This window comes from Variovorax sp. OK605 (assembly GCF_900115445.1).
Lineage (GTDB): Bacteria > Pseudomonadota > Gammaproteobacteria > Burkholderiales > Burkholderiaceae_C > Variovorax.
In genome coordinates, this window is the sequence record NZ_FOWL01000003.1 from 205,429 (window position 1) to 230,160 (window position 24,732).

The following is a 24,732-nucleotide window of genomic DNA, read 5'->3' on the forward strand; positions in this document are numbered from 1 at the left end:
GGAATAATCCGATCCGCCGATGTTCCAGCGACAGACCCCCACCACACCCTCCGCACCGCAGCCACCGCAGCTGCCCAGCCCGCGCAGCGCCGAATACGAAGACGACACGCTGCGCGGCCCCGAGCCCGGGCCGGCGTGCGCGCATGCGAACCTGGTGCGCTGCGTGGCCCACGGCTCGCCCTCGCCGCACGAGCGCTGGCACTACCACGACGACCACGAGCTGCACCTGGTCGTGGCAACGCACGGCAAGGCCTACATCGGCGACGACATCGCGGGCTTTGCGCCGGGCTTCCTGGTGCTCATCGGGCCGCGGGTGCCGCACAACCTGGTGTCCACCGACGCGCCCGAGGGCGGCGTGGCGGTGCGCAGCCTCGCGATCCAGTTCAAGGAAGACACGCTGCGCGAGGCGACGCAGCTGTTCCCCGAGCTGCAGGAGGCGATGGCGTTCCTGGGCCGCGCGCGGCACGGCATCGAGTTTCTCGGCGCCAGCGAAGACATCCGCCGGCGCATGCACCGCGTGCAGGCCGAATCGGGACTCGCGCGCTTCGCGGAGTTCGCGCGGCTGCTGAACGACCTGGCGCACTGGCCGTCATGCCGCGCGCTGTCGTCGACCGACACCGCGCTGCACCACGCCGGCTCGCCGCGCAAGATCGAGAAGGTGCTCGCGCACATCCACGCGCACTGCGCGCAGGAGCTCTCGCTGGAAAGCGTCAGCAGCCACGCGGGCATGAGCAAGGGCGCGTTCTCGCGCTTCTTCCGCCGCGCCACGGGCCACACCTTCACCGAGTTCGTGACGCGCGCGCGCATCACCGAGGCATGCCGCATGCTGCGCGACGGGCGCGAGCAGATCGCCAGCATCTGCTACCTGGTCGGGTTCAACAACGTGTCGAACTTCAACCGGCACTTTCGCCGCCTCAAGGGCGTGACGCCCGGCGAGTACCGCAGCGACACCGCCTACCGCAGGCCCCGTGGCGCCACGATGCACGCCGGCGTCACGCACGCACGCTGAAGCGGTGCTCGGTCGCGCTGTGGAAGCGCTCGCCGGGCCGCAGCACGGTCGACGGAAAGCCCGGCTGGTTCGGTGAATCGGGGAAGTGCTGCGTTTCCAGGCACAGCCCGTCGCCCTGGCGCAGGCTGGCGCCCTCGCTGCCGAACAGGCTGCCGTCGAGGAAATTGCCCGAATAGAACTGCACGCCCGGCTGGCTGGTGTGCACCTCCATCACGCGGCCCGAGGCGTCGTGCTCCAGGCGCGCCGCAAGCGCGAGGCCGTGGGGCGCGTCGCCGCGGTCGAGCACCCAGTTGTGGTCGTAGCCGTGCGCGCGCAGCAGCTGCTCGTGCCCTTCGCGGATGCGCTCGCCGATGCGCGTCGGCGTGCGGAAGTCGAAGGGCGTGGCGGCCACGTCGGCCAGCCCGAGCGGAATCAGCGTGGCGTCGACCGGGCAGTAGCGGCTCGCCGCAATCGTCAGCCGGTGGTCGAGCACCGAGCCGCCGCCGGCCAGGTTGAAGTAGTCGTGGTGGCTCAGGTTGAGCACCGTGGGCCGGTCGGTGGTGGCGCTGTAGTCGATGCGCCAGGTGTCGCTGCCCGCGGGCAGCGTGTAGCGCAGCGCGAGCTGCACTTCGCCGGGGTAGCCCTCCTCGCCGTCGGCGCTGGTGTAGCGCAGCTCGATGGCAACGTCGCCGCCGTTCTCCTGCGCCGGCAGCGGCGCCATGTCCCAGTAGCGCTTGCCGAAGCCCGTGGCGCCGCCGTGCAGCGAGTTCACGCCGTTGTTCAGGCCCAGCTGGTGCGCCGTGCCGTCGAGCGTGAAGCGCCCGCCCGCGACGCGGTTCGCATAGCGCCCGACGACGGTGCCGAAGTGCGGATGCGGCTTCAGGTACTCGGCCAGCGAGGGCAGGCCCAGCACCACGTTCGCGCTGCGCCCGTGGCGGTCGGGCACGCGCAGCGCGGTGACGATGCCGCCCAGGTTGATGGCGCTCAGGCTCAGGCCGCGGCCGTTGTCGAGGGTGTATTCGGTCACGGGCCGGCCGTCGGGCATGTGGCCGTATTCGCGCGCGGTGATGGTGCTGCTGCTCATGCGTGGGCTGTCTCCAGGGTCTGTTGTGGTTGCTCTTGTCGCTGTGTCGCTGCGTCGATGTCGCGTGCTCCGCGTTCCTTGCCGCCCTACTGCGGCGCTGCCTCGCGCGCGCACTGCGACGCGGTGCGCAGGCCGATGCCGTCGGTGAGGTCGTGGTACAGCGGCGGCTCCGCCGCGTGCGTCTGCACCTCGATGCGGTGGCCGGCCTTGGCCACCGCGTCGCCGAAGCGCTCCTGCAGCGCGAAGGGCGTGTTGCGGTCTTCGCGGCTGCCGATCAGCACGATGCGCCGCGCCGGGTCGCGCACGATGCCCGGCACGTGGTCCAGCGGGTCGTAGAACTGCGTGCTGCCCGTGGTGTCGGTGCGCCCGCCCTTCGACTGGCCCAGCAGGCGCGCACGCTCCAGCAGGCCGTAGGCGCCCGAGGTCAGCACCGCGCAGGCGATGCGCGTGCGCCCCATGGTCAGCAGCGCGGCGCCCGCGGTGGCGCCGCCGCTGTGGCCGAGGATCACGATGCGCTGCAGCCGGTGGCGCTGCATCAGCGCGTCGAGCGCGGCGTCGAGCGCATGGAACTCCACCGGCTCGCGCCGCCTGCGGTGATCGCCCGAAGAGCCGTAGGTGCCGGGCCGCGCCATGAAGATCCACGGCACGCCCGCGCGATCGCGGCTGCGTTGCGCGTCGAGCGTGCGAAGGGCTTCGGTGTTGCCGGAGATGCGCGTGGGCGCCTGGTTCATCACGCTGTCGCGGTCGCCCGAGAACTGCACGATGGCCACGCGCGCGCCGTCGATGTCGTTGCTCGCGAAGTAGCGGATGCAGGCCGGGCCTTCGGCGGGTTGCACCCAGAGGTAGCCGCGGCGGTCGGGGCAACTCGCGCGGTCGGCCGGCTGGTTCCAGTGCAGCACCTCGTCGTTGCTGGCGGCGAAGGGCCGCGGCACGTCGGGGCCGGTGCGTTGCGCGCACGCCGTTTGCACCAGCGCCAGCACCACGAGGGCGCAGCGCGCGTGCCGCAGGAAGAAGGCCGATGCGCTCACAGCTGCTCCAGCAGGCCGGGGATGTGGCCGAAGTCCGACCGGTCGCGGTCGCCCTTCACCAGCACCAGGTCGCCGTCGCGCAGGATGCCGCCGAGGTAGCCCGCAAGCTGCGCGGCGTCGTCGAAGTGCGGGCCGAGCAGGCCGGCCGGCATTTCCTCGCGCAGCCAGCGCATTTCCTCGCCGTGCGTCACCAGGTGCTCGATGCCCGACGCGAGCACCGGCGCGGCCAGGCTGCGGTGCATGGCCTCGGCCTCGTTGTCGAGGTTGACGATGCGCCCCAGCACGCCGATCCTGCGCACCACCGGCCCGTGCGGCGCGCGCTGGTAGGTGCGCACGAACTCCATGGCATTGCGCATCGACATGACCTCGGCGTTCCAGCTGTCGTCGATCAGCGTGGCCTGCACGCCGGCCCGGGTGCGCAGCGCGCGCACCTGCATCACGGAGGCGGGCAGCCGTACCTGCGGCATGCGCGCGCAGGCGGCTTCGGCGTCGAAGCCCATGGCCATCAGCGCGGCGAAGGCCAGCGCCGAATTGCGCACCAGCCCCGCGCTGTCCACCGGGAAGATGTACTCGTGCGTGCGCCCCGGCACGGCGATGCGCACGCGGCAACCGCCACCGGTCTCGGGCCGGGTGTCGAGCACGCGCACGTTGGCGTCCGGCCCGGTGCCCACCACCCAGATGGCGCCCGCGGTGCAGGCCGCGGCGTCCACCACCTGCCGCAGGCAGGCCATGTGATCGGGCACGATGGCCACGCCGCCGGGCTCCAGCCCCAGGAAGATGCGCGACTTGTACTCGGCCGTGAGCGCCAGCGTGGACGCCTGGCGGGTCTGCGACAGGCCGATCTCGGTGATGACGGCCACGTGCGGCCGCGCCATCAGCGAGATGGGGCCGCGGTCCATCCACAGGCCGCTTTGCGCCATCTCGAGGATGCACACGTCGGTGTCGGGCGCCAGGCCGGCCAGGGTGGCCGGCACGCCCACGCGCGAGTTGTAGTTGCCGACGGTGGTGTGCACGCGCGCGCGCTCGGGCAACAGGTCGCGCAGCATGGCGATGGTGGACGACTTGCCGACCGTGCCGGTCACGCCCACCACGAAGCCCCGGTAACGCTCGCGCGCGGCGGCGCCCATGGCGATCAGGGCGGCGATCGGGTCGGCCACCTGCAGCAGCGGGAACGCCGGGTCGAGCCCGTCGACCGGGTGCGCGACGACCGCACCGGCCAGCGCGCCGCTCAATGCACCATGCAGCGCGGGCAACTCGCGGTGGCTGTCCCATCGGTCCGGGCGCGGCTTGCTGTAGTTCTCGTGCGCGGCCAGCGTGGGGAAGTCCGAGGCGATGAACAGCGCGGGCCTGGGCAGCAGGCCCATCTGCACCGGGCCGCGCACCACTGAATTGGCGAGCCAGCCGGGCGGCGGTGCGACCAGCCACTGCCCGCCCGTGGCCTGCTGCAGCTGCGCGGCGGTCCAGGCCGGCTCGGGGGTTGCGCCCGCACCGGGCCGGTCGGCCGCGAGGGTGGGCGCGCCGCGCTGCGGCAGCGGCGTGGGCAGCGCCGGCACGCGCAGCCCGCACCACAGCGCCAGGCGGCGCGGCGGCGGCTCGGCCATGCCGGGCGAACCGGTGCGCAGGCGCACTTCGAGCTGCAGCACGTCGCTGCTCATCAGGCTGGCGCGCGGCGGACGCAGGCCGTAGCGGTCGCGGTAGATGCGCCCCGGCTCCCAGCGGCTGGTGGGCCACATCCAGTCGCAGGGGTCGTGGTCCATGCCCGTGCCCCACGAGGGCATGCGGGTGCTGCGCATCGGCAGCGCGCGGAACTGGATGCGCAGGTCGTGCGTCACCGGTGCGTCGGCGCTCCAGAAGGACTCGACCCACAGCAGCCGCCGTCCGGCGATCTGCCGGGGCGCGCAGCGCAGGCCCAGGAGCCGCAGCGGGCCCAGTTGCAGCGGCGTGATGCGTGCATCGTCGGGCACCGCGTCGACCGTCCATTCGGGGCGCGGCACCGGCACCGGGCCGATGACGGGGGCCGGGGGCAACGCCGGCGGCGTGTCGTCCGCGCGGACGGCGAGGCGCCCGGGCTGCAGTTCGGGCGGTGAGAGGCGCACCGCGCAGCGCCCGTTCGGCAGCAACGTCATCTCGGTGCCGAGCGCACGGCACTGCGCGGCGAAGCGTTCGCAGAGCGCGCTGGCCTCGTCGCCCTCGCGCTGCCGCGAGAACCCGAAGCCGACGCCGATGGGTGTGAACACCACCTCCTCGACGCCGCGCAATCCCAGCGTGAGCGAGAACACGCCGCCGTCGCCCAGGTCGTCGCGCACGGAGTCGAACAGCAGGTCGCCCGCGTCGTGCAGGATCGGCCGGCCGCGGTAGACCTCGATGCCCTGCAGCACGTGCGCCGAGGTGCCGAGCACCGCGTCGGCGCCTGCATCGACAAGCGCGTGGCCGACCGCGATCTCGGCCTTCGAGGGCACCGTCTCGAGGTTGTCGCCCCAGTGCACTGCCACCAGCACCACGTCGGCCTCGCGGCGCGCGGCCTCGATGCGCGGCGCCAGCGTGGCGGTCCACGCGCCGGGGTCGTCCAGCGGCAGCCAGGCGGCACCCGGGCGCTCGACGCTCGCAACGAAGCGCGGCTGCGTGGCGTCGAGCGAGAACAGCGCCACGCGCACGCCGCCCGCGCGGCGCAACGCGGGGCGCAGCGCGGCCTCCAGCGTGGGGCCGGTGCCGGCGTGGGCGATGCCCGCGGCGTCGAGCAGGCCCTGCTGCTCCACGAGCGCCTCGGGTCCGTAGTCGCCGCTGTGGTTGTTGGCGGTGGCCACCATGCCGATGCCGGCCTCGGTGAGCACCGCGAGCATCTCGGGCCGCGCGCGGTAGTAGTACGGCGCGGTCTCGTCCTTGTCCACGCCCTGCTCGCCCGCGGTCGCCACCACGCATTCGAGGTTGACGATGCGCAGATCGGCCTCGCGCAGCGCGGGAATGTCGCCAAGCATCCGGTGCGCGCCGCCCAGCTCGTGCAGGCGGTAGTGCTGGCGGCGCGCCAGGTTCACGTCGCCGCCCCAGGCCACCACGCCGGTGGCGGCCATCGGGCTTGCAGGGGCCGCCACCGGCGCGGTGGCGGCGCGCTGTGCCTCGCCTTCCTTCAGCATCCGGTGGTAGGCCACATACCCCGAGAGGTAATGCTCCACGTCGTCGATGCGCACGCGAAAGCTGTGGTGCTTGATGAAGAACGAACCGGCGATGCGCGCGGGGTTGCGGAAGAACATCGCCAGCTCGGGCCAGAAGTGGCCGTTGGCGAGGTAGCGCGCGCGGTACGCCAGCGCGCGGTCGAACTTGGCGCGGTCGAGCCCGGCCAGCAGCGGCCGCAGCGCGGGGTCGGCCTCCAGCCGCAGCACCATCTCGCGCGCGGCCATCATCAGCTCGAGCAGCGTGGGGAAGGTGGTGATGCGCTCGAGCACGAAGTCGAGGTAGCCCGCCACGTTGCGCAGGCCGAACTGGTAGTAGCGCGTTTCGGGCCGGTAGCGCGTGAGCTCGTTCACGCAGTAGCTCAGCCAGTGGTCGTGCGCGCGCCAGTGCTCCGCGGCAATGAAGTGCTCGAAGGCCTTCTCGACGATCGCGAGCCAGCGCGCGTCGCGCGTGAGGCCGTACAGCCGCATCAGGCCGAAGGCGGCCTCGCCGTCGTAGTAGATGACGCGGAACTTCGCCTTCACGTCGAGCGCCGGCGCGTTGAGCACGTGCACGAAGCTGCCGGTCTGCGGGTCCTGCATGTGGCGGATGCCCAGCGCCAGCTGCTCCATGAGCGGCAGGTGCCGGCGGTCGCCCGTGAGCTCGGTGTACTTCACCAGCGCCAGCAGGCACACGGCGTTGCCGCCGAGCTTGACCTCGTTGCCGACGTCCAGCAGGTAGGCCGCGCGCGTGCCGTCGGGCAGGTGGGCGGGGCGGATCAGCGTGCCGGTCAGGAAGGCCAGCGAGCGGTCGATGGCGGCCTTGAGCTTGTCGTCTGTCGCGTCGGCGGCGCTGCCGCCGCGCGTGACCTCCCAGGCCTCGAGCATCGCGTAGGTCGAGCTCGCATGGCGCAGCGTGTTGTAGGTGGGAATGGCGCGGTCGAAGCACGGGAACCAGCCGTACGCGAACTCGCCCGTGGGCTTGACCTGCGCGGCGAGGTAGGCGCTGGCGTCTTCGACCATCGCGTGCACCTGCGGCGCGTTCCAGTCGTGCAGCGCGCGAAAGCCCGCCGCCTGCCCTTCGGCCTCGATCGGCCACGCGCCCTTGGCATCGGCGTACACGGCGCGCGTGGTGAAGCACCACACGGGCGTGCCGTCGTCCGACGGAAAGTCGATCTCGCGGCCGAAGCGGCGCTTGCCGTGCAGGCGCAGGTTGCCGGTGTTGGGCTCGGCATGGTCGACGTCGCCGTTGTAGAGGATGGCGCTGCCGTGCATTTCCTGCGCGAGCAGCGCAAGCTCGAACTGCGCGTCGAGCGCGATGCCCAGGTTGAAGTAGTTGCGCTTGGTTTGCGCCAACTTCGCTTTCAGCGCGCCCCAGGTCATGGGCGTCACCTGGTCGACCACCTCGGCGCGCAGGCGCTGCGGCGGCCGGGCGGCGCGGCGGACCTGCGCATCGGCCGCCTTCGCGGCGGCCTGCCATGCGGCCTCGATGTCGGTGCCGCGGCCCGAGACCACCCGCGCCCGGCTGCCGTCTTCGCCGACGGCGATCAGCACGACGTACCCGGCTTCGGCCGTGGCCGGCGACTCATCCTTCCGTGCGCCCCGCCATGCGCCCGAGGGATCCGACAGCGCTTGCCTGGCGCGGCGCAGGAGATCGGCGAGGGGCGTGGGGCCTTGGGTGGGGTCTTGGTTCATTCAGCGGCGAATGATGACAGCGAGCACGTGCCCGTGCCACCCCCGAAACCCAGGGTTTTCAGCCCGCCGGAATCTCAGCGCCGGTGGCCGGCGCGGGCGCGTGCCCGGGCGCGGGCGATCCAGCTCCACAGCGCGAGCATCACGGCCACCAGCGCGAAGCCGGCCCACGAGAACGCGATGTCGCTGAGCTCGACCTGCGGGAACCATGCCTTGGCCAGGTTGTAGGCGGCCACGGCGTACGAGATGAAGACGATCAGCCAGCCCAGGATGCGCCGCGCCTTGCGCCCGGCCTCGGGCCCTTCGGCGCTGCGGCTGATGCGGCACACGAGGCGGCCGTCGAGCGTGTCGGTGATCACCATGCCGCCGGTGAAGGTGAGGCCCGCCGCCAGCGCCGCCCAGGCGCCGCCGTCGCGGTTGCTCGCCACGTAGCCCCAGGCCGCGGCCTGCGTGGCGGTGTCGAACACGGTGGCGAACAGCACGCCGATGACCACGATGGCCCACGCGCTCGACCGCGTGCGCAGGCCGCTGGGGATCAGGCTCATCTTCCAGCCCATGGGCGCGTAGGCCTCGTTGCGGCTCAGCAGCAGCCGCAGGTTGAGCGTGCCCACCAGCAACAGCAGCGCGGTGGGAATCCACTCGAACACCTGCACCGCCACGGCCGGCGGATCGACGTGCAGCGTGAGGCGGCTCACCACCACCGCGATGGCCGTCACCAGCAGGCCGTGGCCGACCGCGAACAGCGTGCCCACCCAGCCCGCGTGGCGGTGCCTGTGCGACAGCGCGCGCCATGTGAGGCCGTCGATGCAGGCGATGTGATCGGGGTCCAGGCCGTGCCGCAGCCCGAGCACGAACATCAACAGGAGGCCAGGCAGGGGAGCGATTTCAGCGGTCATGAAGAGCGGGGCGTGGAGAAGCGGCGGGGATCGTACCGCGCGGCAACGGCCGGTGCCGGTCGGCTCCAGATCGGCTCCGGACCGGCTTCAGATCAGCTTCCGGTCAGTCTTGCGCGGACCGAATTCGCGCGCGCTCAGGCCCACGCCTCCATCACCGCGCTGCGCACGGCCTCGACCGCCACGGGCTTCTTGCCGCCCGCCGGCGCCACCCAGCACAGCCAGGTGTGCGAGCGCCACCCTTTCCAGATCGCCAGCTCGCCGTTGCGCTCGCCCTGCTCCGCGTAGTCGCTGCGCAGCAGGCCCGCGCCCATGCCGCTCGCGACCATGCTGCGGATGGCGCTCTCGCCGTCGGCGGTGCGGCCCTGGCGGTACTCGCGGCCGGCGCCGGCGAACAGCTTGTCCAGGTGCACGCGCAGGATGCACGAGGGCGGCGTGCCGACCCACGGCATCTCGGTGAGCTGCTCGATCGACAGGTCGGGCTGCGCCTGCGCCACCGCCAGCGGCAGCGTCACGACCAGGTCCACCGGGCTCAGCCGGACCATCTCCAGCCCGTCGATCTGCGGGCTGTCGCTGAGCACGTAGGCGCAGTCGAGCTCGCCGCGCTGCACGGCCGCGAGCGTCTCGAAAGACAGCCCCTGCCTGAGCTGCAGCGTGACCTGCGGATGGCGCTCGGCCAGCGCCACCAGCACCTCGCCCAGCCGCAGCGCGACCGGGTCGACCACCGTGCCGAAGCGCACCACGCCCTGCGCCGCGCCGCGCAGCTGCTCGGCGGCCGAGCGCATGCGCGTGGCCGAGTCGAGCGTGCGTTCGGCCTCCTCGAGCAGGCTGACGCCGGCTTCGGTGAGCGACATGCCGCGCGGCGTGCGCTCGAACAGCTTCACGCCCAGCTCGTCCTCCAGCGCCTTGAGCTGCGCGCTGACCGCGGGCGCGCTGGTGAACACGCGCTCGGCGGCGCGGGTCAGGCTGCCTTCGCGGGCGATGGCCACGAAGGTCTTCAGTTGGTAGAGCTCCATGGCACGGATTGTGGGCTTGCGGGGCGTGGCGGTCTGTTCGCTTTTTTGGAGACCCCCGTCCAAAGAAGCGAATGGCATTCGGAGGCGCCAACCCCGATTCTTGGGGCATCGATCGACCGGCCCGCCCACCCCATTCCCAGAGGTTTTTCCATGCTTCCCATGTCCCCTCGCCATCGCCTGCCCGGCATTGCCGCGCTGCTGCTCGCCACCTCCGGGTGGGGCTCCCTGTTCCTCGTGAGCAAGGGCGTGCTCCACCATGTCGAACCCGTGTGGTTCACGCTGATCCGCTACAGCCTGTCGGCGCTGCTGTTCGTGCTGCTGGTGCTGCCGCGCGGCGCGGCGCCCTGGCGCAAGCTGCGCCGGCATGCGGGACCGCTGGCGTTGCGCGGCGCCGCCGGCTTCGGCGTGTTCAGCGTGATGCTGCTGGTCGGCCTGGCGCACTCGGTGCCCTCGCACGGCGCGGTGATCATCGCCACCACGCCCATGACCACGCAGCTGGTGCGCTGGGCGCTCGACGGCGTGCGCCCCTCGCGTGCCGCGCTGCTCACCACGGCGCTGGCGCTGCTGGGCGTGGCGACCGTCTCGGGCTTGCTGTTCGGCCATGGCGCCTTGGCCGGCTCCACGCTGTTCGGCGACGCCATCGCCTTCGCCGGCACGCTGGGCTGGGTCTGGTACACGCGGGGCACCACGCGCTTTCCGGAGCTCGACGTGATCGAGTACACCGCGCTCACGGTGCTGGCCTCGTGGCCGGTGCTGCTGGCCGCGGCCGTCGGCGCCACCTGGCTCGGCTGGTCGGCGGCGCCCAGCCTGGAGGGCCTGCGGCTGTCGTGGCAGGCGCTGCTCTTCGTGGGCGTGATGCCTTCGGCCATCTCGGTGCTGGCCTTCAACTACGGCGTGCGCGCGCTCGGCGCGGTCACGGGCACGGCGTTTTTGAACTTCGTGCCGGTGTCGGCCTTGCTGATGAGCGCGGCGCTGGGCAGGATGCCCACGGCGAACGAAGCGGCGGGCATGGCGATGGTGGTGGCGGCGCTGCTGATCCATACCGCCCTGAACCGAAAGGCCAACGCATCGCCCGCGGCAAGGATCGCGCGGACCCCGCAGAATCCGCGCAACTACAGCACCTGCGGAGCGACCCCCTCATGAGCAACGACACCGGCTTGTCTTCTTCCGAGCCCAGGCCCAGGCCCCGCCTGTTCGAGCCGCTGCAGATCGGCGGGCTGCGCATCGACAACCGCATCGTGATCGCGCCGATGTGCCAGTACTCCGCCACCGAGGGCACGCCGGGCGACTGGCACATGATCCACCTCGGCCACCTGGCGCTGTCGGGCGCGGGCTTGCTGATCATCGAGGCGACGGCGGTGGAGGCCGAGGGCCGCATCTCGCCCGGCGACCTGGGCCTGTATTCCGACGAGAACGAGCAAGGCCTGGCGCGCGTGCTGCAGGCGATGCGGGCGCATTCGCCGATCAAGATTGCGATGCAGCTCGGCCATGCGGGGCGCAAGGCGTCGAGCCGCGCGCCGTGGCAGGGCGGCAAGCAGATCCGCCCCGGCGAGCCCACCGGCTGGAAGGCGTACGCGCCCTCGGCCGTGCCGCACGCGCCCGGCGAAGACGTGCCGATCGCGCTCGACGCGGCAGGCCTGGCCCGTGTGCGCGACGCCTTCGTGGCGGCGGCCCGGCGCGCGGCGCGGCTGGGCCTGGACGGCCTGGAGATCCACGCGGCGCACGGCTACCTGCTGCACCAGTTCCTGTCGCCCATTGCCAACCACCGCACCGACGCCTGCGGCGGCAGCCTGGAGAACCGCATGCGCTTTCCGCTCGAGGTGTTCGACGCGGTGCGCGCCGAGTTCCCGGCCGACCGGCCCGTGTGGGTGCGCGTGTCGGCCAGCGACTGGGTGCCGGGCGGCTGGGACCTCGACGGCACCGTGGCGTTCTCGCAGGCGCTCAAGGCGCGCGGCTGCGCGGCGATTCATGTGTCCAGCGGCGGCGTGTCGCCGCAGCAGGCGATCACGCTGGGCGCGGGCTACCAGGTGCCATTCGCGGAGCGCGTGAAGGCCGAGGTTGGCCTGCCGACCATCGCGGTGGGCCTCATCACCGAGCCGCGGCATGCCGAAGCCATCGTTGCCGACGGGCAGGCCGACGCGGTGTCGCTGGCCCGCGCGATGCTCTACGACCCGCGCTGGCCGTGGCACGCCGCGGCCGAGCTGGGCGCGCACGTGAACGCGCCCGAGCAGTACTGGCGCTCGCAGCCGCGCGAGTTCAAGGACCTGTTCGAGAACGCGAGCTTCGGCGCGCGCTGACCCCGGGGCGCGGCGCCGCGCGCGCCGCCCTGCCTGCGGACATTGCCCTTAACATCCCGGCCGGCGCCGCATGCCTGCCGGGATGCGCGCATGTCCCGAACTCCTTCCCACGCGCATGAAACCACCCACCGCCGCCCCGAACGCCACGCCGCTGGAAGCCCTGGGCATGGTGGCCCTGTGCTTCGGCTGGTTCATCGCCGGCTCGCTGTGGTCGGTCAGCGCGGGCTTCAGGAACGGCACGATCAGCGACGCGTCGCTGATCGGCCTCGTGGGCTTCGAACTGTTCGTGGGGCCGATCGCCCTGCTGATCCTGCGCAGCCGCGGCCATGCGATGCGCGACCTGCTGCCGTCGCCGTCATGGCGGGGCTGCGGCGTGGGTGCGTTGCTGTACATCGCATGCATCCTGGCCAGCGCCGTCGCGCTGTCGCCGTTCGCGGTCGATGCGGCGCAACCGATCGACCGCATGATGGAAGCGGCCCGCCCCTCGCTGGCGGTGGTCGTTGCGATGTCGGTGGTCAACGGGCTGTACGAAGAGGTCTTTCTGCTGGGCTACCTGCAGAAGGGATTTCGCCACTGCGGCGCTTCGTTCGCGCTGGGGCTGAGCCTGCTGGTGCGGGTGCTGTACCACCTGTACCAGGGGCCGCACGGCGCGCTGTCCGTGGCGGTGATCGGGCTGGTGTTCGGCACGTTCTACCTTCGCACCGGCTGGCTCTGGCCCGTGGTGTTCGCGCACATGCTCGCGGACACGATTCCGTTTCTCTGAACGCGCACGGGTCGCCGGACCCGAGCGCGTCACCGGCCACTCAGGGCGCCAGTTCCCGATAGAAGAAGGTGGTGGCGCACGGCTCTCCGTGCGGCAGCAGCGCGAAGCCGGGAATGCTGCCCACGCGCGTCCAGCCCACGCGCGCATAGAGCCGCTCGGCCTCCGCGCTCGAGGTGTCGAGCACCAGCAGCGTCTTGCCGTGTTCGCGCGCGGCCGCTTCGGCCGCCTGCATCAGCAGCGCGCCGATGCCACGGCGCCGCGCGCGGCGGTGCACGAGCATCTTGGCGACTTCGGCGCGGTGCGGCTGGTTCTCGGGCTGCGCCAGCACCACCTGCACGGTGCCCACGATGCCTTCTGCGTCCTCGGCCACGAGCAATGCGCGCTCGCCGCTCGCCGCGCCCTCGGCCACGTGGCGCCAGAAGGCGATCGCACGCTCCGCGGCCAGCGGATGCATGAAGCTCACCGAGGCGCCGCCCTCGACGCAGTCGGCCAGCACCTGGGCGAGGCCTTCGATCTCCGCATCGGTCACGGAACGGAGAAGGCGGATGCGCGGGGCATCGTCGGAGATGGTGGTCATGGTGGAGGTGGTGGAGGTGGTGGTCATGTCGTTCATTTCCGCAAAGGCAGCGTCGCGATCACGACGGCGTAGCGCGTGGGTTTGCGCGAGGGGTTGTGGTAACTCATGGGCCGGTCGAGCACCATCGCGAGGCAGTCGCCGGTCTCGAGGCGGTGCTGCTCTTCGCCCAGCGTGATGTCGATGACGCCCTCGAGCACCCACACCTGCTGGTGAATGGCGGGCTCGCGCGCCGCCGTCTCGTAGGCCACGCGGGCCTTGGGCGGGAACAGCACCTCGACGATCTGGATCGGCGACTCGAAGCCGCCGGGCGACACGTTTCTTCGCAGGTAGCCGGAGTGCGGGTCGCGCCACTGCAGCTGATCGGCCGCGCGGGCCACGGGGTCGGCCGCGGGCGCGGGTTCGTCGAACAGCGAGGCGAGCGACACGCCCAGGCCGGTCGCGAGCTTTTCGAGCAGCACGGCGGTCGGGCTGCTCTCGCCGCGCTCGATCAGCGAGATCATCGAGCGGCTGACGCCGCAGTGCACGGCCAGCGCGTCGAGCGAGAGACCGCGATCGGCACGCAGGTCGCGCACGCGTTGCGCGATGCGGTCGTTCAGGGAGGCGGGTGTTTTTTCTTTCATATTGGATGAAATATCCAATACAAAGGAATTTTGGTCAAGCCTGGATGCAGTCGGGCGACCTGCTCATGTGCGCGGGCGATGCACTGCTTGTAGATATTTGTTCTGCGATACACGTATCTTTCGAACACATATTCATCGATATAGCGCAGATCATCCAACATATCACCAGCTCGAGCCTTTCCATGAACCCCACCTGCGACGCCCCCCTGCCCTCTTCCTTCGCGCATTTCGCGGACGGACTCGCGGCGCCCTCGGCCCTGCGCGCGGCCATCACCGCCGCCTGCCGCCGCCCCGAGCCGCAGGCGCTGGCGCCGCTGCTCGCGCAGGCCCGCCTGCCGGACGGCCAGGCACAAGAAGCGCATGAACTCGCGCACCGCATCGCCCAGCAACTGCGCAACCGCAAGAACGCGAGCGGTCGCGCCGGGCTCGTGCAGGGGCTGCTGCAGGAATACGCGCTGTCGTCGCAGGAAGGCGTGGCGCTGATGTGCCTGGCCGAAGCGCTGCTGCGCATTCCCGATGCCGAGACGCGCAACGCGCTCATCCGCGACAAGATCGCGCATGGCCAGTGGCAGTCGCATGCGGGGCGCAGCCCGTCGGTGTTCGTCAACGCCGCCACCTGGGGCCTGCTGCTCACGGGCAAGCTGGTGGCCACGCACAGCGAGACCGGCCTGTCGGCCGTGCTCACGCGGCTCATCGGCAAGGGCGGCGAGCCGCTGATCCGCAAGGGCGTGGACATGGCGATGCGCATGATGGGCGAGCAGTTCGTCACCGGCGAGACCATCGCGCAGGCGCTGGGCAACGCGCGCGAACTCGAGGCGCAGGGCTTTCGCTATTCGTACGACATGCTCGGCGAAGCGGCGCTCACCGCCGCCGATGCGAAGCGCTACCGCGTGGCATATGAAGAAGCGATTCACGCGATCGGCAAAGCCTCGGCCGGACGCGGCGTGTACGAAGGGCCGGGCATTTCCATCAAGCTCTCGGCGCTGCACCCGCGCTACAGCCGTGCGCAGCATGCGCGCGTGATGGCCGAGCTGTACCCGGTGCTGCGCGAGCTCACGCTGCTGGCGCAGCAGTACGACATCGGCCTGAACATCGACGCCGAAGAAGCCGACCGGCTCGAGCTGTCGCTCGACCTGCTGGAGCGCCTGTGCTTCGAGCCCGCGCTGGCGGGCTGGAACGGCATCGGCTTCGTGATCCAGGCGTACCAGAAGCGCTGCCCGTTCGTCATCGACTTCGTGGTCGACCTGGCGCGCCGCAGCCGCCACCGGCTCATGGTGCGGCTGGTGAAGGGCGCGTACTGGGACAGCGAGATCAAGCGCGCGCAGGTCGACGGGCTCGACGGCTACCCGGTCTACACGCGCAAGGCCTACACCGACGTGTCTTACCTGGCCTGCGCGCGCCGGCTGCTCGACGCGCCCGAACAGGTGTACCCGCAGTTCGCCACGCACAACGCGCACACGCTGGCCGCCATCTACACGATGGCCGATCCGTCGCGCCATGCGCCGGGGCAGTACGAGTTCCAGTGCCTGCACGGCATGGGCGAGCCGCTGTACGAGCAGGTGGTGGGGCCGCTGGGCCGGCCCTGCCGCATCTACGCGCCGGTGGGCACGCACGAGACGCTGCTGGCCTACCTGGTGCGCCGCCTGCTGGAGAACGGCGCCAACACCTCGTTCGTGAACCGCATCGCCGACCCGACGATTCCGCTCGAAGTGCTGGTCGAAGACCCCGTGGCGACGGTGGAGCGCATGGGCGCGCAGGAAGGCAAAGGCACGCTGGGCCTGCCGCACCCGGCGATTGCGCTGCCCGCCGCGCTGTACGGCGCGCAGCGCATCAACTCGCACGGGCTCGACCTGGCGAACGACGACAGCCTGCGTGCGCTGGGCAACGCCTTGCACGAAAGCGCGCACGCCGACTGGCGCGCCTCGCCGCTGCTGGCGCAGGCCGGCGACGGCGACGCCAATTCGAACCCATGGGCCGACGTGCGCAACCCCGCGGACCTGCGCGACATCGTCGGCCGCGTGCAGGAGGCGACGCCGGCCGATGTCGAATCGGCCATCGCCCACGCGCAAGGCGCCGCCGCCGAATGGGCCGCGACACCGCCCGCCGGGCGCGCCGCCTTGCTGGAACGCGCGGGCGACCTGCTCGAGGCGCGCATGCCGCAACTGCTCGGGCTGCTGGCGCGCGAGGCCGGCAAGACCTACCCCAACGCCATCGCCGAAGTGCGCGAGGCTGTCGACTTCCTGCGCTTCTACGCGGCGCAGGCGCGCGACGATTTCTCGAACGACACGCACCGCGCGCTGGGCCCGATGGTGTGCATCAGCCCGTGGAATTTTCCGCTGGCGATCTTCACCGGCCAGGTGGCCGCCGCGCTGGCGGCCGGCAACCCGGTGCTGGCCAAGCCCGCCGAGCAGACGCCGCTGGTGGCGGCCGAAGCGGTGCGCGCGCTGTGGGAGGCCGGCGTGCCGCGCGCCGCGGTGCAACTGCTGCCCGGCCGCGGCGAAACCGTGGGCGCCGCGCTGGTGGCCGATGCGCGCGTGCAGGGCGTGATGTTCACCGGCTCGACGGAGGTGGCGCGGCTGCTGCAGAAGACGCTCTCGCAGCGCCTGGGCGCCGGCGGCGCGCCCGTGCCGCTGATCGCGGAGACCGGCGGGCAGAACGCGATGATCGTCGACTCGTCCGCGCTGGTGGAGCAGGTGGTGATCGACGTGATGTCCTCGGCCTTCGACAGCGCGGGCCAACGCTGCTCGGCCTTGCGCGTGCTGTGCGTGCAGGAGGAAGCGGCCGACCGGCTGGTGGAGATGCTCAAGGGCGCGATGGCCGAGGCCTGCATCGGCAACCCCGCGCGGCTGGCCGTGGACGTGGGCCCGGTGATCGACGCCGAGGCGCGCGACGGCATCGAGCGCCACATCGCGGCCATGCGCGCGAAGGGCCGCAAGGTGTTCCGCCAGGGCCGCGAGTACGCGCACGACACGCGCGAGGGCACCTACGTGATGCCGACGCTCATCGAGCTCGACGGCATCGCCGAGCTGCAGCGCGAGGTGTTCGGCCCCGTGCTGCACCTGGTGCGCTACCGCCGCCGCGACCTCGGCGCGCTGGTCGGGCAGATCAACAGCACCGGCTACGGCCTCACGCTGGGCGTGCACACGCGCATCGACGAGACCATCGCGCAGGTGGTGGCGCATGCCAAGGCGGGCAACGTCTATGTGAACCGCAACATCGTCGGCGCGGTGGTGGGCGTGCAGCCCTTCGGCGGCGAAGGCCTGTCGGGCACGGGGCCGAAGGCGGGCGGGCCGCTGTACATGCTGCGCATGCTGTCGAAGCGGCCGGACGACGCGATGGCGCGCGCGGTGGCGAACGATGCGGCCGCGCCGCGCAGCGCCCTGTCGGCGTTGTCGCGCTGGGCGGCGTCGAACGGCCGCGCGGCGCTGGCCGCGCAATGCACGCGCTTCGCCGCGCAGTCGCGCGCGGGCAGCTCGTGCACGCTGGCGGGCCCGACCGGCGAGCGCAACGTCTACACGCTGGTGCCGCGCGACGCGGTGCTGTGCCTGGCCGGCGACGAGGCGGACCGCCTCACGCAGCTGGCCGCGGTGCTGTCGGTGGGCAGCACGGCGATCTGGCCGGCCGACGCGGCGGCGCAGGCCCTGCGCGCCTCGCTGCCGGCGGAGGTGCAGCCATGCGTGGCCATGGCGAACGACTGGGCGTCGGACACCGTGGTCTTCGACGCCGCGCTGCACCACGGCGACGCGAGCGCGCTTGCGAACGTGATGCAACGCCTGGCGGTGCGGCCGGGGCCGATCGTCGGCGTGCGGGCCTTCGCGCCGGGCGATGTCGCCATTCCGCTCGAAAGCCTGGTGGTGGAGCGCGCGCTGAGCATCAACACGGCCGCGGCCGGCGGCAACGCGAGCCTGATGACGATCGGCTGAGCGCCGCGCCGATCGTTATTTGTCGAACGCCGGATCGATCGGCACGCGGTAGCCGTTCACGAGCCGGTTGGTCTCGTTGGCCATGCCGACCACGGCCATGAGCTCGGCGAACATCGCGGGTGTCATGCCGGCCTTCTCGGCGCCGGCGTGATGGCTCGCGATGCAGTAGCCGCAGTTGTTGGTGACGCTCACCGCGAGGTAGACCATTTCCTTCACCACCGGGTCGAGCGTGCCCGGTGCCATCACTTCCTTCAGGCTGCCCCAGGTGCGCTTGAGCGTGGCCGGGTCGTTGGCGAGGTACTTCCAGAAGTTGTTGACGTCGGGCACGTTGCGCGAGGTCTTGATGTCGTCGAACACGGCCTTGACGTCGTCGGAGGCGGCGGCGTACTCGATGGGTTGGGGCTTCACGAGGGGCTCCTTGGGTGCGATGCGGCCATGCGGCCGGGGAGACCCGATTGTCCGCCGCCCGCCTGCTCAGGCCGCGTCCGCCAGCGGCCGCACCGCCACCGTCCTGCGCCGGGCCGCCAGCGACACCAGCAGCAGCGCGACCGCTTCGCACGCCGCGCCGACGAAGCCGACGCGCTCGATGTGCCCCGACGCCACCGCGAACGAGCCCAGCACCGCGCCCACCGACACGCCCAGGTAGATCGCCGAGCTGTTCAGCGACAGCACCACCGGCGCCAGCGTGGGCGCGCTGCGCACCAGGTTCAGCTGCTGCGCGGGCGGGAACGACCAGCCGACCACGCCCCAGCCCGCGATGACGGCCAGCATGGCGAACGTTGCCACCGGCTGCGGCACCCACATGGCGATCACCGAGACCAGGCAGAACAGCGCGATCACGCCGCGCAGCGCGCGCCGCACCACGCGCACCGGGCCCAGCGCATCGGCGGCGTGGCCGCCCCACAGGTTGCCGATGGCGCTGCCCACGCCGAACAGCATCAGCACCAACGCCACCTGCGTGTCGCCGTAGCCGCTGACCTGCGCCAGCAGCGGCGACAGGTAGGTGTAGATGGCGAAGACGCCGGCCATGCAGGTCGTGGTGGTGAGCAGGCCCAGCAGGATGTCGGGGCGCCGCGCGATCGCGATGCGCTCCTTCAGCGAGACCACGGCCTGCAGCGGCTGCGGCGTGCGCGGCAGGCACAGCCCCACCCATGCGACGGCCGAGAGCGCCGCCACGCCGAGGAAGGTGGCGCGCCACCCGAACAGGTGGCCGACCAGCGTGCCCAGCGGCACGCCCACCACGGTGGCCACGGTCAGGCCGAGGTACACCAGCGCCATGGCGCGGCCGCGCTGCTCGGGCTTGACCGACGAGGCCGCATAGCCGCCCGCGGTGGCCATGAAGAGCCCCGCGCAGGCGGCCAGCAGGATGCGGCCGGCCACGAGCCAGCCGTAGGTGGGCGCAGCCGCGGCGGCCACGTTGGCCAGCGCGAAGGCCCCCATGGCCACGCGCAGCACGCGCTCGCGCGGCCATGCGGCCGTGGTCACGGCCAGCAGTGGCGTGGCGACGGCATAGGTGAGCGAGAACGCCGTCACCAACTGACCGGCGCGCCACAGCGAAACCCCGAGATCCGCCGACAGCGAAGGCAGCAGGCCCGAGACGACGAAGCTCTCGGTGCCGATGGCGAAAGCACCGAGCGTGAGCCAGAAAAGATTGCGGAACATGGCGGATCGATGAAGTTCAAAGAGCGTTGAACTATCTACCGAACACGCACCGTCGTCAATGCTTGTTCAAAATATATTGAACAACCGGACAAGCGCTGTGGGCAAGGCTTGCTGCGCTATGCTCGCGCGATGGTTCGTGAACTTGACCACCCTCCCGCCGAGCAGATCGGACTCTCCGGCATCTACGACGCGCTGAGCGATCCGGTGCGGCGCGAAATGGTGCTGGCGCTGGCCGAAATGGGCGAGCAGAACTGCTCCAGCTTTCTGGGCCTGGGCTCCAAGACCAACCTGTCGTACCACTTCGCGCGGCTGCGCGGATCGGGCCTCACGCTCACGCGCATGGAAGGCACGTCGCGCTACATGCAACTGCGGCGGGACGATCTGGCGGCGCGCTTTCCGGGGCTGCTCGATGCGGTGGTTGCGGCGGCGCGCGAAGAGAAGCGTGTGAAGACCGAGGCCGTGATGCCCGTGGCTGCTGCGAAGAAACGGCCTGCAGCAGCAAAGAAACCCGCCGCGAAAAAGCCCGCCGCAAAGAAGGCCGCACGGCGCGCCTGACGGCAAGGCATGCCCAAGCCCCGGCCTCAATCAGGCGACGCGCCCAACCCGGCATTCGAGTTGCCGCGCGTCGCGCGCGCCGGCATGCGCGAACTCCATCCGCAGGACGGCGCGCTGCTGCTCATGCACTTCGCGTTCCGCGGCCTCGTGGTCAAGGCCGACGCCTTCCTGGCGGAGCAGGGCCTCTCGCGCGTCCACCATCGCCTGCTCTACGCGGTGGCACGCGCCGAGGGCATCTCGATCGGGCAGCTGATCGAACTCCTGGGCGTGACCAAGCAGGCCATGCACCGGCCGCTCAAGTTCCTGCAGGACGAAGGCTACGTCGTGGCCGAGCGCGATGCAAACCACAAGCTGGACGATCCTCCTGAGCCTGAACATCCTGTGGTTCGGGATGGGCGCGTTTCATTTCTCGTGGCGCTCCGAGGCCGCGGCGCGCATGCTCGTTCCACGCGACCAACGGGCGAGTCCGCTGTTCCATACCCTGGGCGGCGCCATCCGCTTCCTGGGTGGGCTCAACCTGGGCTTCATGGTGCTGTGCGCGCTGCTCCTGCTGTTCGCAGGCCTGTTCCCCGAGCGCCGTCAGCTGGCGCTGTTCGCCGCGGCGGTGGCCGTGGCGCATGCGAGCCAGTTCGCGGTGAACATTCCGATGATCGGCAAGCGCCGCCGCAACGAGCCTGGTGCGTGGAGCGTGCTCGAGGGGCCGATGCTTTTCATCTTCGCGACGGACTGCGCGCTGATGGTGGCCAACGGCGCGTTCGCTGTGTGGAACGCGCGTTGATTCCAGCCGCAACACCGGCGGACACCGCGGCCGCTAGCCAGTGATGATCGGCTTCAGCGCTTCTATCTCGGCCACCATGAAATCGAAGAAGGCACAGACACGCGCCGTCTTGCGGATCTCGGGCATCGCAAGGAGCCGCCAGTCCCTGGACAGGGCGGGCACGGGGCCGAATGCCCGGACCAGCTCCGCTTCCGAATCGCCGAGGGCGGTCGGCAAAGGGCCGATGCCTACGCCCGCCTTCACCGACAGCAGAAGGCCGAGCACGCTGTCGTTGCGCGCCACCACGGTCGCGGTCGGTGCCACCTGGCGCAGCCATTGGCTCGCGCGATGGCTGGCCATGTTCTCCTCGAAACCGACCAGCGGGTGGCCTGCAAGCTCCTCCACGCACGCGGGCACTCCGTTGCGCTGCGCATAGTCCGTGCTCGCATAGACGGCCCACAGCGAATCTCCGACCTTGCGGCCCACCAGCACGTTGTCGTCGGTGTCGCCGGAACGCAGCGCGACGTCGGCCTCGCCGGTGCGCAGGTCGATGTACTTGTCGCTCATCACGAACTCCACGTGCAGGCCCGGATGCAGCGCGTGGAAGCGGTCCAGCAACCCGGAGTTCGTCAGGCGATTGACCAGCGGCTCCGGACAGGTGAGCCGGATGACGCCCGACGCATTGCGCCTCGACACCACAAGCGACTGTTCGAACGCGAGCGCGGCCTGCGCCACCTGTTGGGCCGCTTCGAGCATCTCCACGCCGAAATCGGTCAGGCGATAACCGTTGGTGTGGCGCTGGACGAGCGCGCGTCCGATGTGGCGCTCCAGTGCCGTCAGTCTTCGCTGCACCGTGGACGGATCGACCTGGAGCGCCCGACCCGCAGCCAGCGTGCTGCCGTGCCGTGCCACCGCGACGAAGTACTTCAGGTCGTTCCAGTCGAGCATGGCGCGTTATGCACTATTGCGGCCCCGTTCTGCAAGTTCGCGGCTTGTGAGGGGGAAGGCGCAGGCATAGGCTCGACGCCACCATCACTCGAGGACCGCCCCATGACGACACGTTCTCTGTCCTTGTTCGGCGGACGCCGGCGGCGCTTGATGCTGACGGGTGCGGCGGCTGCGATCCTGAGCCCCGCCGCGTTTGCGCAAACCTCCGCCGCACCGATGCACGAGCGGCTGCGGTTGATCTGCACCGGCCCCGCCGGCAGCGTGCCCGACATCCTGGCGCGGCGATTCGGCGAAGAACTCACCGGCACCTTTGCCCGGCAGGTGGTGATCGACAACCGGCCCGGCGCGTCGGGGCAGATCGCCGTGCAGGCGCTCAGGTCGGCGCCAGCCGATGGCACGACCTGGTTGCTGGCGCAAGGCGCGCTCGCCAGCCTTTATCCGACGTTGTACGAGAAGCTGGGCTATGACCCTGCGCGAGACCTCCGCTCGGTGTCGGTCGCGGCGGAGATGACCCTCGGCGTGGCCGTCGGCCCGGCGGTGCCGGCCGACGTCACCGGCGTGCGCGCGCTGGTCGACTGGATGCGAAGCCACCCGGCCTCCGCCAATGCGGCGTCGCCCGGCGCGGGCACCCTGCCCCACATCCTGGAAGCCATGGTCTTCGACCAACCCGGCTTGAGCTGGCGCCATGTGCCGTACCCCGGGGGGCCGCCTGCCATGGTGGCGCTGCTCGGCGGCCAGGTGGCAGTGCTGGTGCTGCCCGAGGGCCTCCTGCTCGCACAGCTGGCTGGGGGCCGGCTCCGGATGCTGGCTACCTCCGGCAGCGAGCGCAGTCCTTTCTCGCCCTCGGTGCCCACCCTGACGGAACAGGGCTACGCGCGATCGGCGATGCGCGAGTGGTTTGCGTTCTTCCTGCCCGGCGGCGCCTCTGAAGCCAGCGCGAACGAAGCGTCGGAGGCCGTGCGCACCGTGGTCGCGCGCGGCGACCTCGCACGGAGTCTGCAGGACGCGGCCATGGTTGCGGCGCACAGCACGCCGGCGCAACTTGCCGCGAGGATCGAGGACGAACGCCGAGCCTGGGCGCCGCTGCTGGTCAGCGCCGGCATTCGGGGCGACTCGTGAGGCGCGGCTGGCCGAAACCCGTCTTGCCTGGTCTTCGGGATCGGTGGTGAACAACAGCCGATGATCCGCGCTAATAAAGTCGAGAACTGCACCTCAGCATCCTTGCGGTCTATCGGAGCAACGGAATGGTCGGCCAGAGTCTTAATGTCGTAAACGCCACCGTAGGGACTGCAGCAGCGGTTCTCCAGTCGTAAACGAGGCACTCGCGAGCTGGAAAAATGTCTTTCTCTCCATGTTCGCCGGAAATTTTTTCAATCCGTACCTTCGATGCTTGTCGCTCCAAAGATTCTCCCGGATGAATTTGCTCCCGCTTACATCAAGGTCTTCGCCCGATTCAATCACCCGAGACCCCGGCGCCTTAGGGAATTTCATCTCCCCGGCGCACTCCGAAAGTGGTATGTCGGAAACTGCTCCATTGGGGATCTTGCACTGATCGGAGACATCCGAGTTCGCGACCTCCTCAAGGAACACACACTCCAGCACTTCCTGCGTGATTTCATTCTGCCTAACGGGCGGCACTGGAAAGCGATACACGATTCGACACACGCGTCCTCTCCTGTGATGCTTTCAGCGCGCGAACAGGCCTTCTTATGTCCCTGTTGCGTAGAGAGCGATATTGATAAATTTGGTCGAAGCTATTGGCATACTGATCATCAATTGCCCGGTGTCTACGAATGCCCGACGCACAACGGCACGCCCTTGAGAGCAGTACACAACTGGGAACACCTGGAATTTTGGCGCACACCTAGAGAAATGAACTTCAAATCATCCGTGCAGAAGAGCTGGCTGCGATGGATGAAGAATGACGTCGTTCGCCGCTACGTGGAACTTGCTCTCTTCATGGCGCGTTGGGAAGGCAACCTTAACCGCCACGACCTTGTGTCACTGTTCAAAAGTAGACGGAGTGAACTTCGTATCGTTGTGACTACGCTGCCGTACTTTGTGATGTCAAGGTCTCCCGAAGGCTGGCTTGAAAACTTAGTTGCCCCTCGGAACAACGCCTCCACATCACCGGCTTACGGATTGAATGCCCTGTGCGACATGGTCGCGGCCCCTCGTCCACGCCGAGTTTTCGTATGCGCTGCAACTGCAGTTCTCTGGCCAACGGCATCTGAGGGTATTGCGGCTCTAACCGCTCTGGATGTCACTTCCTGACTGTTCAAGCGTAACCCCTGCGTAATCGAACGGTGGCATGGCCGTCATGGCCGAGACAGTGACTGTCAAAGGATTGAGCGGTTCGTCTTCGATCGGTGTCGCCTTGCTGTAGGCCAGTACGTTCGCGTCAGAGTCCAATGGCAGGTAAGTGCCATAGGCCAGAGGCATATGGTCAGCGCCGGAGCCTTGCTCATCGACGAAGCCAAACCCGCTCGCCGGGAAAACCATGCTGCGCTTGACTGCGTTGCCGCTGGCATCGATCTCCGTCATCAAGCGGTCCAGCGGCTGGAAGAACATCAGCTCCATACGCTTGAGCGGCGCGTCAACGCGACCAATCATCGAGAAGGTGCTGCCCGAGACGGTCCGCACGGTCTACATACGACAGGTCACCGCTGCCGGAATAGCTTTTTAGCACGTGCCCTCCCGACCTGCGCTCGCCCGCCGCACGGAACGACGCTTTGCTGTCCGACGCCAACGAGAGGTTCCAGGTGTTTGAGCGGATGGACCCA

21 protein-coding genes are annotated in these 24,732 nt (G+C 70.3%); 9 read left to right on the forward strand and 12 right to left on the reverse strand.

Going from position 1 to position 24,732, the window contains the following annotated elements; genetic code table 11:
* Positions 1 to 19 precede the first annotated feature (19 nt).
* Complete coding sequence (locus BM013_RS09190; RefSeq protein ID WP_093125695.1) at positions 20 to 1,009, forward strand: AraC family transcriptional regulator; 990 nt, start codon at positions 20 to 22, stop codon at positions 1,007 to 1,009.
* Here the strand turns inward: BM013_RS09190 and BM013_RS09195 are convergent.
* The 5 genes from BM013_RS09195 to BM013_RS09215 all read right to left on the reverse strand — a co-directional run bounded on the left by BM013_RS09195 (position 993) and on the right by BM013_RS09215 (position 9,847).
* Positions 993 to 2,072 carry an aldose epimerase family protein gene (locus BM013_RS09195; RefSeq protein WP_093125697.1) on the reverse strand — a complete coding sequence of 360 codons (1,080 nt, stop codon included), beginning with the start codon at positions 2,070 to 2,072 and terminating at the stop codon, positions 993 to 995. The two genes, BM013_RS09190 and BM013_RS09195, sit on opposite strands and share 17 nt — an antisense overlap.
* Before the next feature lie 86 nt (positions 2,073 to 2,158).
* On the reverse strand, positions 2,159 to 3,100 hold the full coding sequence (locus BM013_RS09200) for an alpha/beta hydrolase family protein (protein ID WP_256219754.1): 942 nt from the start codon (positions 3,098 to 3,100) through the stop codon (positions 2,159 to 2,161).
* Positions 3,097 to 7,941, reverse strand: coding sequence for a CapA family protein (locus BM013_RS09205; RefSeq protein WP_093125700.1), 4,845 nt, complete (start codon positions 7,939 to 7,941; stop codon positions 3,097 to 3,099). The genes BM013_RS09200 and BM013_RS09205 overlap by 4 nt, the downstream gene beginning before the upstream one ends.
* Positions 7,942 to 8,015: 74 nt before the next feature.
* Entirely contained in the window at positions 8,016 to 8,834 is an 819-nt protein-coding gene (locus BM013_RS09210) for a HoxN/HupN/NixA family nickel/cobalt transporter (protein ID WP_093125703.1), read from the reverse strand.
* Between the two features lie 134 nt (positions 8,835 to 8,968).
* Complete coding sequence (locus BM013_RS09215; protein WP_093125705.1) at positions 8,969 to 9,847, reverse strand: LysR family transcriptional regulator; 879 nt, start codon at positions 9,845 to 9,847, stop codon at positions 8,969 to 8,971.
* Between the two features lie 150 nt (positions 9,848 to 9,997).
* Between BM013_RS09215 and BM013_RS09220 the strand changes: the two genes are divergently transcribed.
* The 3 genes from BM013_RS09220 (at position 9,998) to BM013_RS09230 (ending at position 12,907) form a co-directional block, all read left to right on the forward strand.
* The gene (locus BM013_RS09220) at positions 9,998 to 10,990 is read left to right on the forward strand and encodes a DMT family transporter (protein ID WP_256221436.1); all 993 of its coding nucleotides are present in this window, start codon (positions 9,998 to 10,000) and stop codon (positions 10,988 to 10,990) included.
* Positions 10,987 to 12,144: an NADH:flavin oxidoreductase/NADH oxidase gene (locus tag BM013_RS09225; protein ID WP_093125708.1), complete on the forward strand. Its 1,158-nt coding sequence runs from the start codon at positions 10,987 to 10,989 to the stop codon at positions 12,142 to 12,144. The genes BM013_RS09220 and BM013_RS09225 overlap by 4 nt, the downstream gene beginning before the upstream one ends.
* Positions 12,145 to 12,259: 115 nt before the next feature.
* Positions 12,260 to 12,907 (forward strand): CPBP family intramembrane glutamic endopeptidase, encoded by a 648-nt coding sequence (locus BM013_RS09230; RefSeq protein ID WP_218153641.1) that lies wholly within the window; start codon positions 12,260 to 12,262, stop codon positions 12,905 to 12,907.
* Between the two features lie 40 nt (positions 12,908 to 12,947).
* Here the strand turns inward: BM013_RS09230 and BM013_RS09235 are convergent, their stop codons facing one another.
* Positions 12,948 to 13,484 (reverse strand): GNAT family N-acetyltransferase, encoded by a 537-nt coding sequence (locus tag BM013_RS09235; RefSeq protein ID WP_093126771.1) that lies wholly within the window; start codon positions 13,482 to 13,484, stop codon positions 12,948 to 12,950.
* 32 nt (positions 13,485 to 13,516) lie between these two features.
* Positions 13,517 to 14,104, reverse strand: a complete 588-nt coding sequence (locus BM013_RS09240) for a helix-turn-helix domain-containing protein (protein WP_093125710.1) — start codon at positions 14,102 to 14,104, stop codon at positions 13,517 to 13,519.
* A 182-nt stretch (positions 14,105 to 14,286) separates the two neighbouring features.
* Here BM013_RS09240 and putA point away from each other — a divergent pair, with 182 nt between their 5' ends.
* Entirely contained in the window at positions 14,287 to 18,027 is a 3,741-nt protein-coding gene (gene putA, locus BM013_RS09245) for a trifunctional transcriptional regulator/proline dehydrogenase/L-glutamate gamma-semialdehyde dehydrogenase (protein WP_093125712.1), read from the forward strand.
* A gap of 15 nt (positions 18,028 to 18,042) precedes the next feature.
* On the opposite strand, the gene BM013_RS09250 is transcribed toward putA, so the two are convergent.
* Both BM013_RS09250 and BM013_RS09255 read right to left on the reverse strand, forming a co-directional pair.
* Positions 18,043 to 18,435, reverse strand: a complete 393-nt coding sequence (locus BM013_RS09250; RefSeq protein ID WP_093125714.1) for a carboxymuconolactone decarboxylase family protein — start codon at positions 18,433 to 18,435, stop codon at positions 18,043 to 18,045.
* Between the two features lie 66 nt (positions 18,436 to 18,501).
* A complete protein-coding gene (locus BM013_RS09255; RefSeq protein WP_093125717.1) occupies positions 18,502 to 19,689 on the reverse strand; it encodes an MFS transporter in 1,188 nt (395 codons plus the stop codon).
* 129 nt (positions 19,690 to 19,818) lie between these two features.
* Between BM013_RS09255 and BM013_RS09260 the strand changes: the two genes are divergently transcribed.
* A complete protein-coding gene (locus BM013_RS09260; RefSeq protein ID WP_218153642.1) occupies positions 19,819 to 20,244 on the forward strand; it encodes an ArsR/SmtB family transcription factor in 426 nt (141 codons plus the stop codon).
* 30 nt (positions 20,245 to 20,274) lie between these two features.
* Here BM013_RS09260 and BM013_RS41740 read toward each other — a convergent pair whose 3' ends face one another.
* On the reverse strand, positions 20,275 to 20,592 hold the full coding sequence (locus tag BM013_RS41740) for a hypothetical protein (RefSeq protein ID WP_256221469.1): 318 nt from the start codon (positions 20,590 to 20,592) through the stop codon (positions 20,275 to 20,277).
* Here BM013_RS41740 and BM013_RS41180 point away from each other — a divergent pair.
* The gene (locus BM013_RS41180; RefSeq protein WP_256221464.1) at positions 20,485 to 21,066 is read left to right on the forward strand and encodes a MarR family transcriptional regulator; all 582 of its coding nucleotides are present in this window, start codon (positions 20,485 to 20,487) and stop codon (positions 21,064 to 21,066) included. The genes BM013_RS41740 and BM013_RS41180 overlap by 108 nt on opposite strands.
* Here BM013_RS41180 and BM013_RS09270 read toward each other — a convergent pair.
* Complete coding sequence (locus BM013_RS09270) at positions 21,056 to 21,949, reverse strand: LysR family transcriptional regulator (protein WP_093125720.1); 894 nt, start codon at positions 21,947 to 21,949, stop codon at positions 21,056 to 21,058. The genes BM013_RS41180 and BM013_RS09270 overlap by 11 nt on opposite strands.
* Positions 21,950 to 22,051: 102 nt before the next feature.
* Here BM013_RS09270 and BM013_RS09275 point away from each other — a divergent pair, with 102 nt between their 5' ends.
* Positions 22,052 to 23,068, forward strand: coding sequence for a tripartite tricarboxylate transporter substrate-binding protein (locus tag BM013_RS09275; protein WP_093125724.1), 1,017 nt, complete (start codon positions 22,052 to 22,054; stop codon positions 23,066 to 23,068).
* Positions 23,069 to 23,335: 267 nt separating this feature from the next.
* Positions 23,336 to 24,223 carry a TniQ family protein gene (locus tag BM013_RS42185; protein ID WP_093125727.1) on the forward strand — a complete coding sequence of 296 codons (888 nt, stop codon included), beginning with the start codon at positions 23,336 to 23,338 and terminating at the stop codon, positions 24,221 to 24,223.
* Here BM013_RS42185 and BM013_RS09285 read toward each other — a convergent pair.
* Positions 24,197 to 24,592, reverse strand: coding sequence for a hypothetical protein (locus tag BM013_RS09285; RefSeq protein ID WP_093125729.1), 396 nt, complete (start codon positions 24,590 to 24,592; stop codon positions 24,197 to 24,199). The genes BM013_RS42185 and BM013_RS09285 overlap by 27 nt on opposite strands.
* Positions 24,593 to 24,732 lie beyond the last annotated feature (140 nt).